Source organism: Phytomonospora endophytica, assembly GCF_014202425.1.
GTDB classification, from domain to species: Bacteria; Actinomycetota; Actinomycetes; order Mycobacteriales; family Micromonosporaceae; genus Phytomonospora; species Phytomonospora endophytica.
The window spans coordinates 315,845-328,620 of the sequence record NZ_JACHGT010000006.1 but is presented as its reverse complement, the minus strand read 5'-3'; the positions used below and the strand labels follow the sequence as shown (position 1 = coordinate 328,620).

Annotated in this window: 10 protein-coding genes and 1 pseudogene; 10 read left to right on the top strand and 1 reads right to left on the bottom strand. The window is 72.5% G+C overall.

Translation table 11 applies throughout. The annotated features are described in order from the left end of the window. Positions 1-45 precede the first annotated feature (45 nt). From HNR73_RS15965 to HNR73_RS15935, 7 genes are all read left to right on the top strand, one after another. The gene (locus HNR73_RS15965) at positions 46-435 is read left to right on the top strand and encodes a YbaB/EbfC family nucleoid-associated protein (RefSeq protein WP_184788250.1); all 390 of its coding nucleotides are present in this window, start codon (positions 46-48) and stop codon (positions 433-435) included. Next, a complete protein-coding gene (locus tag HNR73_RS15960; RefSeq protein WP_184788249.1) occupies positions 432-803 on the top strand; it encodes a type VII secretion target in 372 nt (123 codons plus the stop codon). Before HNR73_RS15965 ends, HNR73_RS15960 begins: the two co-directional genes overlap by 4 nt. Then, positions 800-1,891 (top strand): WXG100-like domain-containing protein, encoded by a 1,092-nt coding sequence (locus tag HNR73_RS15955; protein ID WP_184788248.1) that lies wholly within the window; start codon positions 800-802, stop codon positions 1,889-1,891. The genes HNR73_RS15960 and HNR73_RS15955 overlap by 4 nt, the downstream gene beginning before the upstream one ends. Positions 1,892-1,965: 74 nt before the next feature. Beyond that, positions 1,966-2,796 (top strand): peptidoglycan DD-metalloendopeptidase family protein, encoded by an 831-nt coding sequence (locus HNR73_RS15950; RefSeq protein ID WP_184788247.1) that lies wholly within the window; start codon positions 1,966-1,968, stop codon positions 2,794-2,796. Positions 2,797-2,890: 94 nt separating this feature from the next. Continuing rightward, a complete protein-coding gene (locus HNR73_RS15945) occupies positions 2,891-3,724 on the top strand; it encodes an MBL fold metallo-hydrolase (RefSeq protein ID WP_239121913.1) in 834 nt (277 codons plus the stop codon). Continuing rightward, entirely contained in the window at positions 3,721-7,245 is a 3,525-nt protein-coding gene (locus HNR73_RS15940; RefSeq protein WP_184788246.1) for an adenylate/guanylate cyclase domain-containing protein, read from the top strand. The genes HNR73_RS15945 and HNR73_RS15940 overlap by 4 nt, the downstream gene beginning before the upstream one ends. A gap of 145 nt (positions 7,246-7,390) precedes the next feature. Further along, positions 7,391-9,385, top strand: coding sequence for a serine/threonine-protein kinase (locus HNR73_RS15935; RefSeq protein WP_184788245.1), 1,995 nt, complete (start codon positions 7,391-7,393; stop codon positions 9,383-9,385). 6 nt (positions 9,386-9,391) lie between these two features. Here HNR73_RS15935 and HNR73_RS15930 read toward each other — a convergent pair whose 3' ends face one another. Next, entirely contained in the window at positions 9,392-9,709 is a 318-nt protein-coding gene (locus HNR73_RS15930; protein WP_184788244.1) for a hypothetical protein, read from the bottom strand. A gap of 70 nt (positions 9,710-9,779) precedes the next feature. On the opposite strand from HNR73_RS15930, the gene HNR73_RS15925 reads away from it, so the two are divergent. The 3 genes and pseudogenes from HNR73_RS15925 to HNR73_RS41190 form a co-directional block, all read left to right on the top strand. Beyond that, complete coding sequence (locus tag HNR73_RS15925) at positions 9,780-10,097, top strand: trypco2 family protein (RefSeq protein ID WP_184788243.1); 318 nt, start codon at positions 9,780-9,782, stop codon at positions 10,095-10,097. Between the two features lie 5 nt (positions 10,098-10,102). Then, the gene (locus HNR73_RS40740) at positions 10,103-12,688 is read left to right on the top strand and encodes a tetratricopeptide repeat protein (RefSeq protein WP_184788242.1); all 2,586 of its coding nucleotides are present in this window, start codon (positions 10,103-10,105) and stop codon (positions 12,686-12,688) included. Then, positions 12,664-12,735, top strand: a pseudogene (locus tag HNR73_RS41190) (hypothetical protein); the annotation flags it as partial. The gene HNR73_RS40740 and the pseudogene HNR73_RS41190, both read left to right, overlap by 25 nt. Positions 12,736-12,776: the final 41 nt, after the last annotated feature.

Sequence of the window (12,776 nt, the reverse complement as noted above, 5' to 3'; positions counted from 1 at the left end):
CGGAATTGTTACGGTCGGCGCATTCCACGGGGAGGTGCGCCGACGATGTCGATGCCGAGTTTCGCGAGTGATCCGGCGGGGTTCGCCGAGGCCCTGGAGCGGCGGGCCGAGGAAATGAAGGCGAAGGCGGCACGCGTCGAACGGGAGATCGCCGAGACCTCCGCGACGGCGGCGAGCCGTGACAGATCGGTGACCCTGACCGTGAACGGCAGTGGCGGGCTCGGCTCGATCGAGTTCGGTGTCAAGGCCAAGAGCCTCACACAGATCCAGCTGGCCGCGACGGTCATGGAGACCTACGCGAAGGCGAGCGCGGAGGCGTCCGCGCGGACCCGGGCCCTGCTGGCCGAACTGGTCGGGGACGGCGGCGAGGCGATGGCCCTCTTCGACGCGGCCGCCCCGCCCTCGCCGGACACCGAGCCGAGGAGCGCGTGGTGACCCGCGCGGGCGAGTACCGGGTCTTCGTCGAGGCCCTTCGTGATCACGCCGGGAAATACCGCTCCGGGGTCGCCGAGCCCTTGCGGAACGCCGCCGGAGCCGCCGGGCAGGTCGGCGGTGGGGACGCCGAGATGTTCGGGCCGCTGCTGAGCGGGCTGGGCGTGTCGGCCGACCTCGCCGAGTGCGGCCGGGCGGTCGCCGAACAGGTGGCCGGTCTGGCGAAGTTGACCGAGCAGGTCAGCGTGAACATGTACGCCGCGGCCGACGACTACGAGGCGGCCGAGGAGTCGAACAAGGGCAAGATCGAACGGATCGCCCGCTTCGAGGATCGCCCCGGATCCGGCCGACGAGGGACCCCGATCGCATGACCGAGCCGCGAAACCTGGTCGACGACCCCTCGACCGCCGAACCCGGCCTGACCACCGGCGCGGGAATCTTCGACAGCCTCGGGACCTTCGCCGAGAACCTGAGCGGCGACCTCGGCGACGGTGGCGACTTCGACGCCGTCACCGCCGGTCTCAACGCCGGGGCGGTCGCGCTCGACGCCCTCGGCTTCGCGATCAACCCGTTCAAGGAGCTCGTGCTGGCCGGGGTCGGCTGGGTGATCGAGCACGTCTGGTTCCTGCGGGAGGCCCTCGACAAGGTCACCGGGAACCCGAACGCGGTCAAGGCGCTGGCGAAGACCTGGGCCAACATCGCCGAGCAGATAAAGCAGACCGGCGACTCGCAGGGGTCGGGCGTCGCGCAGGTTCAGGACTGGGAGGGGGCCGCCGGGCAGGCGCACAGCGTGGTCACCGGTGCCGCGCGGGGCCTGACGGGAGTGTCGGCGCAGATGGCCGAGGGCATGGTCTCGGCGGTCACCAACGCCGGCGTGATGGTCGCCTCGACCCGGTCGGTCATCGTCGAGATCCTCTCGGAGTTCATCAGCTGGGCCATCGTGACCCTCCTGGCCGCCCTGGCGATCTCGGTGCCCACCTTCGGCGGGTCCCTGGCGGCCGGCATCGCCAAGGTCGTGCACTCCGCCTACGTCGCGTTGAGCACCATCGCCAAGTGGCTGAACAAGCTCGTCAAGGCCGCCGGGGAGCTGCTGGAGAAGGCCGGGAAACTCGGCTCGCTGGCCAAGTCCGGGGCCGCGAAACTCGACGACGCCGCCTTCAAGCTCGGCCTCAAGTCCGACAAGATCAACCTGACGCTGACCGACGAGGGCAACAAGGCCTTCTGGGAGAAGGGCAAGCAGGCGCTCTTCGACAAGTACAACGCCGACGGCTCGACCGGGAACGCCGACCTCGACCGCGCCGCGGAGTTCTTCGACGGTGGCCCGAATCAGCGCAATCCGATCGGCCCGTACACCGAGGCGGGCGTCAAGGGGGCCTCCGACGTCGGCGGCGAGCAACGTCCCGAACTGGACAACGAAACCGACGAGGAACGCCGCAACCGCATCGCCCGCGAGTCCTGACCTCGGTCGAACGACCGACGCGCCACCCGCGCCCCGGGTCCACGATGCCCTTCCACCCTCCGGAAGGACTCCCCATGACCGGCAGACTCACCCGCCGCGCCCTCTTAAGCGGCGTGGGCGCCACCACCCTCGCGGCGACCGGCGGGATCCTGCTCCCGTCGAACCCGGCATTCGCCGCGGACTTCTACAACCCCTTCTCCGGCTACCCGATCTCCGACGGATGGCAGGCGCACATCGACCGCGGCTCCCTCGGCGGCATCGACTACCCGATGGGCGTCGGCACCGGCGTCCCCGCCTGTGGGTCGGGCACGGTCCGCAACATCCCCTACAACGGGACCGGTGGCCACACGGTCACCATCTACCACTCCAACGGGTACCGCACGCAGTACATGCACCTGTCGGCGTTCCTGATCGCCGAGGGCGCCTGGGTCGGGGCGGGCGCGATCGTCGCCCGTTCCGGCGGCGCGGCCGGCGCGCCCGGTTCGGGTTCGTCGACGGGCCCGCACCTGCACTGGCACATGATCGACCCGAACGGCACCCGCATCAACCCGCTCGTCTACCTCGGCGGCGGGGGCGGCGGCCTGCCGAAGACCTCCACCGAGAGCGACGGGATCCCCGGCACGATCTTCTGGAAGCGCCTCCAGAACTGGGTGCGCCTCGACGCGGGCTACACCGGCCCCGTCGACGGCGTGCCGGGCCCGAACACCTACGCGGCCATGCAGCGCTACCTCGCCGCACATCACGGCTACGGCGGGCCCGCCGACGGCGTGCCCGGCCCCAACACCTGGGCGGCGCTCCAGCGGCTCGCCGCGGGCTGGGGCTACACCGGCCCGATCGACGGTGATCCCGGCCCGAACACCTGGCGGGGAGTGGCCCGTTTCCTCAACCAGAACCGCTTCGACTAGGCCCCTCTGGGCTGGTGGGACGAACCCCGCCCCACCAGCCCCTCCCGTCCCATATTTCAGGCAACTGTCAGCGAGCCCACGTAGTCTCGCCAGCGTGACCCCCGCGACAGTCGGCCCCTCCGACGGCGCCCACGCCCCGGCGTGGGCGCGCCTGCTGCGTGCCGCCAATCCCGGCCCGATGACCCTCGACGGGACGAACACCTGGCTCCTGCGGGCCACCGCGGCCGACCGCGTGACCGTCGTCGACCCGGGCCCGGTCCTGCCCGAACACCTCGACGCGATCGCCGCCCACGGCGAGGCCGCGCTGATCGTGCTCACGCACTGGCACCCCGACCACACCGAGAGCGCCGCCGCGCTCGGCGAGCGCCTCGGCGTCCCCGTCCGGGCGCGGGACCCGCGCTGGTGCTTCGGGGGCGAGCCCCTCGCCGACGGCGAGACACTGAATGAAAGCGGCCTGAACCTCCGTGTCCGGCACACTCCGGGGCATACCGCCGACTCGCTGAGCCTGTTCGCCGACGAGCCCGAGCCCGCCGTCCTCACCGGGGACACCGTCCTGGGGCGGGGGACGACGGTCGTGCTGTGGCCCGACGGGAACCTCACCGACTACTTCGCCAGCCTCGACCTGCTCGCCGCTTACGGGGACGTGCCCGTTCTGCCTGGTCACGGGCCCACGCTGCCGTCGGTGAAGGCGGCGGCGGAGCAGTACCGGGCGCATCGCGAGCAGCGCCTCGATCAGGTGCGCGCGGCGCTCGATAAGGGGGCGACAAGCGCGCTCGACATCGTCGAGATCGTCTACGCCGACGTCGACCGGTCCGTGTGGCCGGCCGCCGAGGCCACCGTCAAGGCTCAGCTGGAGTACCTGGGTATCGAACAAGATCAACGTGACCGGGAACATATCGACCGGGTAATGGAGTTGGGGGAACCGTGACCTGTCCTTTCTGCGGGAACGTCGTCGTCCCCGGCGCTCGCTACTGCCACTCGTGTGGCGCCCCGCTCTCCCCCGTCGCGTCGCTGCCGGAAACGGAGCGGCGCGTCTGCACGGTGCTCTTCGGCGACCTCTCGGACTTCACCGCGTGGTCGGAGGATCTCGACCCCGAGCGGGTCGGTGTCGTCACCGACCGTGTCCTCGCGGTGTGCGCGCAGGCCGTCAACGAGCACGGTGGTCACGTCGACAAACTGACCGGCGACGGCATCATGGCCGTCTTCGGCGCTCCCGTCGCGCACGAGGACGACGCCGAGCGGGCCGTCCGCGCGGCCATGACGATGCAGCGCAACGTCCGCAAGGTCCTCGACGCCGAACAGGGCGGCGGGGTGCCGATGGGGTTGCGCGTCGGGATCCGCACGGGCCTGGTCGTGGCCGGTATGCAGGCCTCGGTCGAGTACACCGTCATCGGCGACACGGTCAACACCGCCGCGCGGCTGGCCGACGCCGCCGCCGTCGGCACGGTCTACACCAGCGACGAGACGGTCCAGGTCACCAAGCACGTCGCCTCCTGGCGGAAACTGGAGCCGCTGCGCCTGAAAGGCAAGCGCGAACCCGTCCACGCCTACGAACTCCTCGGCCTGCACGACGCCCCCGGCACGCGCACCAGCCTCGGCGACCAGGCGCCCTTCGTGGGCCGCGAGGCCGAGCTGGGCATCGTCGCCGGGCGCCTGTCCGAGGTCGTCGACCGCAGCGAGCCGCGCACGCTCGTGCTGACCGCGGAGGCCGGTTTCGGCAAGACCCGTTTCGGCATCGAGGTCGGCCGCCGCGCCTCGGCGCGCGGCGTGCGCGTCGTCGCCGTCCGCGCCGCCGCCTACGGCCGCCGCCGTCGCCTCGGGCCCCTCGCCGACCTCGTCCGCCGCGCGGTGGGCCTGTCCCCCGGCGACGACCGGGCCACGGCCACCGAGCGCCTGCGCCGCCTCGCCGAACGCCACCGCAAGCAGACCGAGGGCGAGCAGGCGCCGCCCGTCTTCAGCGTCGACATGCTGCTGGCGCTGCTGGGCCTCGCGCCCCTGCCCGGCGAGTCGCCCGCGCGTCCCGGCGGTCCCGGGCCCGAGCACCACGACATGGAGTCGATGCCGGCCGCGGTCGCCGACCTGTTCAACCTGCTGTCGGCGCAGACGCCGCTGCTGCTGATCGTCGACGACCTGCACGAGGCCACCCCGGACGCCCTCGACGCGCTCGGCGCGGCCGTCGCGCGCCTGTCCGGCCCGGTCCTGGTCCTCCTGCTGGGCCGCCCCGAACTCGTCCGGCACGCCGGTGTCCTCACACGCGTCTCGGAGGCCGAGGCGCAGACGCTGCCGCCGCTGCGCGGCGCCGACGCCGCCCGCCTCCTCGCCGCGCTGTGCGGCGGGAAACTCCGCGAGGACGACGAGTACCGCCTCCTCGGCGCGGTGCAGGGAAACCCCTACTACCTCGCCGAACTGGTCGCGCTGCTCACCGAACAGGGCCTGCTCTACGAGATCGACGGGCAATGGCGCCTCGCGCCGGGCTCCCTGGCCGGGAAACTCGTCTCCACCGACCTCGCCCGCGTCCTGGCCGCGCGCATCGACGCGCTGCCCACCGACACCAAGATGGTCCTGCGCGACGCCGCCGTCATCGGCGACACCATCCCCGACGGTGCGCTGTCGGCCCTCCACGACCACACCGACGAAGGCCACCTCGAAGAGCTGTTCGCGCGCGGCATGCTGCGCCGCCGCAACTCCGGCGGGTTCCGCTTCGTCACGCCGCTCATGCGCGAGGCCGCCTACCTCGGCCTCGGCATGGCCGAACGCGCCGAACGGCACGCCCGCCTCGCGCGGTGGGCCGCGGCGGGCGCACCCGGCGGGACCCTCACCGAAGAGGCCGCCGACGACTTCATCGCCACGCACGCCACGCGCGCCGTCGAACTCGCCGACAAGATCGGCCTCACCCCCGACAACGTCGTCCGCGCGGTCTCCGGCCTCGCCGTCGAGGCCTTCGGCCGCGCCGCCCGCCGCGCGATCGTGCAGGGCGAACCGGCACAGGCCGCCGCCCTCATCGACCGCTCCGCCGAACTCAAGCCCCTGTCGGTCGCCGACCGGCTCGTCCGCGGCCGCGCGCTGCTGCGCCTCGACCGGCCCGAGGACTCCCTCGTCGACGTCGAGAAGATCGCCGCCGAACTCGGCATGCCCCTGTCCGGCGACGCCGTGCCCACCGTCCCGGACCACCCCCAGGTCGCCGCCCTGACCCTGCTCCTCGCCGGCCGCATCTACCGCGCCCTCGGCGAACCACTGCGGGCCGCCGCGATCTGGCGCGCCGCCGGGGACCTCTCCGAACGCGCCGAACTGCCCAACGTCCGCGCCGACGTCCTCGTCCGCCTCGGCATGCTCGACTACGTCTCCGGCCGCCTGCGCGAGGCCGAGGCCCGCTTCACCGAGGCCCTCGGCGTCGGCCGGACCGTCGGTGACGTCCGCAGCCAGGCCTGGGCCCTCCAGCACCTGGCGTGGGTGTCGACGAGCATCGGCGACTTCGACGCCGCCGACAGCTTCCTCGGCCAGGCGGCCCGCCACATCGCCTCCCTCCGCGACCCCATCGGCCGCGCCTGGGTCCGCGGCACCGCGGCCTTCACCCGCCTCCTCGCCGGGCGCCTCCACGAGGCCTCGAAACTCGCCACCGCCTTCCTGCCCTTCGGGGAACGCGTCGGCGACACCTGGGCCGTCGGGACCCTCCGCGCCGTCGGCGCCTACGCCGCCGCCGAACTCGGCGACCTCACCGACGCCGACTCCGCCGCCCGCAAGGCCTACCGCGACTACGACCGCGTCGACGACGACTGGGGCCGCGGCCTCGCCCTCGTCGTGCGCGCCGTCGTCGCCCGCGGCCTCGCCGAATCCGACCACGCCCGCGAACTCGCCCTCGACGCCGAGGCCTACGGCCTGCGCACCGGCCACCCCCTTCTCATCGGGATGGCCCGCACCGTCCTCGGGCACTGCCTGCTCGACGCCGGCGACATCGAAGGCGCCGAACGCGCCGCACTGTCCACACTGGAACTCGCGGTTCCCTTCGACGTGCTCGAATCCGCGCGCGTCGGGCCCCTCGCGCTGCTCGCCGAGGCGCACCGCGCCGGTGGCGACAACGCCGCCGCGCTGCGCCTCTTCGGCGACATCGCCGCGCACCTGGGCGCCCCGACGCTGCTCTACCCGCGCCGCCGCGCCGTCGCCCGCTACGCCGACGTCCTGCGCACCGAAGGCCGCGCCGAGGAGTCCCTCCGCTGGGCCAAACGCGCCATCGAGGCGCCCGGTGAGGACATCTCCAGCCGCGTCGGCGCGCAACTGGCGTACGCGAAGGCCCTCGCCGCCAACGACATGAGCGCCGAAGCCGTCGCCGCCGCCCGCGAGGCCGTCTCCCTCACCTACTCGACCGAACAGCGCAGCCACCGCGGCGAAGCCGAGAAGTTGCTCGAACGCCTGCGGAACGCCACCGAAACGGTGCACGAACCGGCACGCTGAGACGCCGCCCGGAACACGCGGAACCCCCGCGCTCACCGGCCTTCATTAAATCCTGAATAAACCGACCACCTTCGCCACGACTGATCCGGATAAGAGCCGAAACGGTGGATACATGATCTAGCCGCCGTGCTCTACCTTTGCCTGCGTGAGCGCTCAATTCTGGTCCCCGGACACCGGCGACCTCCCGGACCTACCGGACCTGGCCGAACTGTCGGTCATCGCCCGCGGCGGATACACCGTGGTGTACCGCGCCGTCCAGGTCTCCACCGGCCGCGAGGTCGCGCTCCGCATCGACAAGCGGCCCTTCGCCCAGAACGAACAGCGCAGCCGCTTCGAGCAGGAGGTCCGGGCCGCCGGGAGACTGTCGGGACACCCCAACGTCGTCGACCTCTACTTCGCCGGCGTCACCGACGACGGCCGCCCCTACGTCGTCATGGAGCTGTGCGAGGGCTCCTACGCCGACCGCCTCGACGCCGAGGGATCCATCGGCGACGCCGAGGTCCGCGACATCGGAGTCCAGCTCGCCGACGCCCTCGCCGGGGCGCACGAGCGGGGGGTCCTGCACCGCGACATCAAGCCCGCCAACATCCTCATCCGGCCCGACGGGAAACCCGTGCTGGCCGACTTCGGGCTCGCCGTGGTCACCGACTCGGTCCTCGACACCGGCGTACAGGCCACGATCGGGCACCTGACCCCGGCCTACGCGCCCCTCGAAACCCTCCAGATGAAACCGGCCAGCCAGTTCAGCGACGTGTACTCGCTGGCCGCGACCCTCTACGCGCTGCTGGCCGGACACCCGCCGCGCTTCACCGGCGAGGTCGGCGACCTCCGCGAGGTGATGGAGCTGTTCGGGCGGCCGATCCCCGACGTGGCGGGCGCCTCGGCGCTGCTCGTCGGCATGCTGCGGGCGGCGATGACCTCGAACCCCGACGGCCGCCCCACCGCCGACCAGTTCCGCGAGATGCTCGACAGCGTCCCCCTGGCCAAACCGACGACGACCGCTCCCCCCACGCGTCGCCCGTCGCCCGCGCCCTCGCCCCGTCCCACGACTCCTCGTTCGCGGCCGCGCCCGGTACCGGCCGCAGCGAACACCGCACCGCCCATGCCGCCGTCGGCTCCGCCGCTGCCGCCGCCTCCCCCCATGGCGCCTCCGGCGATGCAGCCCGCGTCGGGTCCCCCGGTGCAGACGGCTCCCCCGCCGCCCCCGCCGGTGCCGACCGCTCCCCCGCGCCCGCCGTCGCGGCCACCGGCGGAGGCCGACGCCTACCGTTCGGGCGAGCACAACTTCGCGCCGCCGGGTACGGATCCGTACCGTTCCGGTGAGCACGACTTCGGGCCTCCCGGCACGGACCCGTATCGCTCCGGTGAACACAACTTCGCGCCGCCCGGGCAGGCCCCTCAGGGCCAGGAACCGCCGCCGGTGTGGCCCCCGCACGACACCGGGCCGAAGTATCCGGGTCCGCCGCCGGGGCCGTTCGGTCCCGACGACCTCACCGACACCGGTTCGCGCCGCTATCCCGAGCCGCCGCCGGCGCCGGAGCGTTCGAGGCTGCGGATTCCCGGCACCGAGCTGGTCCGCAGCCGGCTCGACCGCCGCCGGGAGAGCGGTGAGGAGGAGGGGTCGCGGACGAAGTTCTTCGTGATCTCCGGTGCGGTGGTACTGGTCGTGCTGATCCTGATCACCTGGGGCATCGTGTCGCTGTTCAGCGGCGGCGACGAGGACGGCGCCGGTGAGACGCCCGCCGGATCGGACACGCCCGTGTGCGGTTTCGAGGCCGAGGGCGTCGACTGCCTGCCGGAACCGAAGTGCTTCAACGACTTCACCATCGAGTCCGGGGTGGCCTCGGCGAAGGACGTGGCGTGCGGCACCGAGCACGAGTGGGAGGCCTTCGCGCAGGGCACCCTGCCCGACACGGTGGCCAGCGCCGGCCACCCCGACGTGTCGGCCGCGCCGGTCGTCCAGGACGCCTGCATGAGCAAGGAAGTGCTCAAGCAGCTGGTCGGGGTGAGCGAGCTGGAGACGTGGATGACGGAGGTGCTGCCGCCGAAGGCGGCGGACTTCGACGGTGGTGAGCGGACCTTCTACTGCATCGCGCGGCAGCAGGACCAGAAGCGGACCGGTTCGGCCTTCGGGAAGTAGCGGCGACTAGTCACTCGTCGGCGGGTTGCCCGTGGCGCTCCGGCGTTCGGCGCCGGGGAAGCCGAGCACGACGGTGGTGTAGCCGCCGACGGCGTCGTCGCATGTGGACATCGCGGCGGCGGCCTGGCGGATGTGCTGGCCGGCCTGTTCGAGGGCGGCGAGGGTCCGCACCGGTTCGTCGCGGGAGCTCCCGTCGGTCGCCGCGGCCAGCCGGGCCCGTGCCCCCGCAAGGGTTTCGGCCGCCGCGAGCGCCCCGGCGCGGGCGTCGGCGACGGTGGCGCGGGCGCCGTGCAGTGCCGAGGCGATGTCGGCGGCGAGTCCCATGGGATGATCCTAGGCCCCGCGCGAGTGTCCACTGTGTGCGATCAAGGACGGCTGCGGCTACCGTCGGCCTATGTCGAGTGGAGTGCCCCTGGCCGACGCCCTGGCCAGCCTGCGCGCTGAGTTGCGCGACGCGATCGAGGCCGCCTCGGGCGAACGGCTGAGGATGCGCGTCGACGGCATCGACGTCGAACTGTCGGTCGAGGTCGCCAACAAGGCGAAGGCCGAGGTCGGCGCCACACTGTGGACGGTCGTGACGGGGAAGCTCACCGGCGAACACGGCCGCACCAGAAGCCACCGGGTCACCCTGCACCTCAAGCCGGAGTGGCTGGACGACGACGGCGCCCGCCGCGACATCGAACTGTCGGCGCCCTCCCCCGACGACGAGTAGCGGGCGTGACCGTCCCATGGACGCGCCGATGGGCGGCGCGAGTGGTGGAGGTCAAGAAGGTCGGCACCGACGGCACCAAATCCACATACTCCGGGTATGTGATCGTCGACGGACTCGTGCTCACGGCCGGACACGGCCTCGCCCTCGGCGACGCGATCCGCCTGCGGAGCGCGTCCGGCGGAGCCTGGTCGGACGGCTCGGTGGTGTGGCGCGGCGGCGAGCACGACGCGGCACTCGTCGCCGGGGCGGGTTTCACGGCACCACCCGTGTCGCTGAGGTGGGGCCGAGTCGAAGGAAAGGACCCCGTCGAGATCTGGGCACAGGGATTCCCCGCCGCCTCCGGCCATGATCTGACCCCACTGCTCGGCCGCGCGTTCCCCGACGGCGCCTCCCGGCACGGCCGGATGCGCGTCGACGTATCCGGATCGATCCCCCGGCACATCGACGGAAGGCCCGGCTGGGCCGGACTCTCGGGAGCCACGATCCTCGATACCGCCGACCGTGTGCTCGGAGTCCTGGTCAGCACCCCGGGAGACTGGCACCCCGGCCGTCTCCACGCCGTCCCCATCACCGCGCTGCTCGCCGATCCGGACTTTCAGCGCCTCACCGGCGCGGACCCGGCCCGGCTGGAGTCCATCGGAGACGACTGCGAACTGATCCGCCCCGCACGCGAGAGGTTCGAGTGGGACACCGACGACGTCTCGCTCGCCGAGCTCCTCAAAGCACGCTACGCGATCGTGCCCTTCGTCCCCGACGGCCGCGAGAGCGCACTCGAAGACCTGACCGCGTGGTGCCGCTCAGAGCATCCACTGGCCATCCGCACACTCACCGGACCGGCCGGGACGGGAAAGAGCCGCCTCGCCGCCGAACTCTGCCGAACCCTCCTGGAGGAACCCGGCACGACCGCCTGGCACGCGGGCTTCGCCGTCGACCCGGTCGCGAGCGCGGTGTCATGGGGTGAGTGGAGCCCACGCCGAGCGACCCTCATCGTGTTCGACTACGCCGGCGACCTCGTCTGGCGCGACCCGTTCCGGCTGCTGGTCACCCACCTCCGCGAACTCCGCCGGGACGAACGCCTGCGGGTTCCGGTCCGGATCCTCCTGCTGTCTCGCCAGTCGCCCGTGGACAACCTGGAAGACGGATCGGGGAGCCTGCACGCCATGCTGCGGCAGGCGCACAACCGAGAGCTGGCCCTGCCCTCGCTGTCACTGACCCCCAAGGCACGCCAGGACCACCTCGACACCGCCTTCGCCGCCTTCACCCGGCCCGGCTCCGCCACGGCCGTCCGTCCCGACGTCGACGGACCCGCCTACGACCGTCCCCTCCTGGTCCACATCGCCGCTCTTCTCGGCGCACTCGGCGTCTCGGCCCCCGACCCCGCCGAATCCGACCTCGGCACGGAACTCCTCGATCAGCTGATCGCGCGCGAGAACCAGCGCTGGCGGGACCGCCTCGACATGCCCCACGACGACCACGCCCGCCAGGCGGTCTGCCTGATCACCCTCACCGCCCCCTCCGTCGCCGAGGCGAGAGACCTCCTCCGCGCGATCCCCGCCTGGGCCGACCAGCCCGTCGCGAACCTCGACGCCGCGGCCAAAGCCCTCTTCCAGCTCTACCCCGGCTCGGCATACGTGCCCGACACCAGGTCACAGCGCATCGCACCGGTCGAACCCGACCTGCTCGCCGAACACCTCATCGCCGGGACCGTCGACCTCCAGGAGATCCTGGCCCGCCTGCAGACACACGAATCGGCCACGGCCGCGCACCACGGGCGTCTCCTGCACATCATGGACCTCACCGCCGACCACTATCCCGAGATCGCCGACGACTACCGGGAACGCCGCAGCGAGAGCATCCGGGCGCTGCTGGGCGAACTGGCCGGAACCGACCGGCCGCTACCCGAACTACTCGGCGGCCACCTCGACCTGCTCACCCGGGCCGCGCTCGAAGGCATCGTCCAACGCCGCGAACCGGCGTCGGCGAACCTGCTCGCCTCGGCGCTGGAAGCCTGCCGGGGAGAGGCCACCGTCTCCCGCGCCGCCGCCGGACTCCAGCTCGCGCTGCCCTATCCCCACTACCAGCTCGCCCGCCTCGGCCACGCCATCGAACTCCACCGCGTCGACCACCTCCGGGCCTGGCTGCACTCCGACCGGAACACGTACACACCACGCCTGGCCACGGCACTGAACAACCTCGGACTCCGCCTGGGCGACCTCGACCGTCCCCGCGAGGCCCTGATCCCCACCCGTGAGGCCGTCGACCTGTACCGCGGGCTGACCGCCGCCGACCCCGCACAACTTCCCGGCCTCGCCGCCGCTCTCAACAACCTCAGCCTGCACCTCGGTGACGCCGAACGCTTTCGCCAGGCACTCATCGCCGCCGAGGAGGCCGTCGGCCTGTACCGAGAACCGCCATCGCCGACACCGATGCCGTCTCCGGCCTCGCGGAGGCCCTCTCCAACCTCGGCCGCTGCCGAAAGGACGCCGGGCAACTGCGCGCGGCCATCTCCCCCGCCCGCGAGTCCGTCGCCCTCTACCGTGAACTGGCCCGCGAACACGGATCGCACCTGCCCGCACTCGCCTCCGCCCTGAACAGTCTCGGGCTGCAACTCGGCCGCCTCGGCGAGACCGAGGCGGCCCTGGAGCCCATCGAGGAGGCCGTCGCGCTTCGCCGCACGCT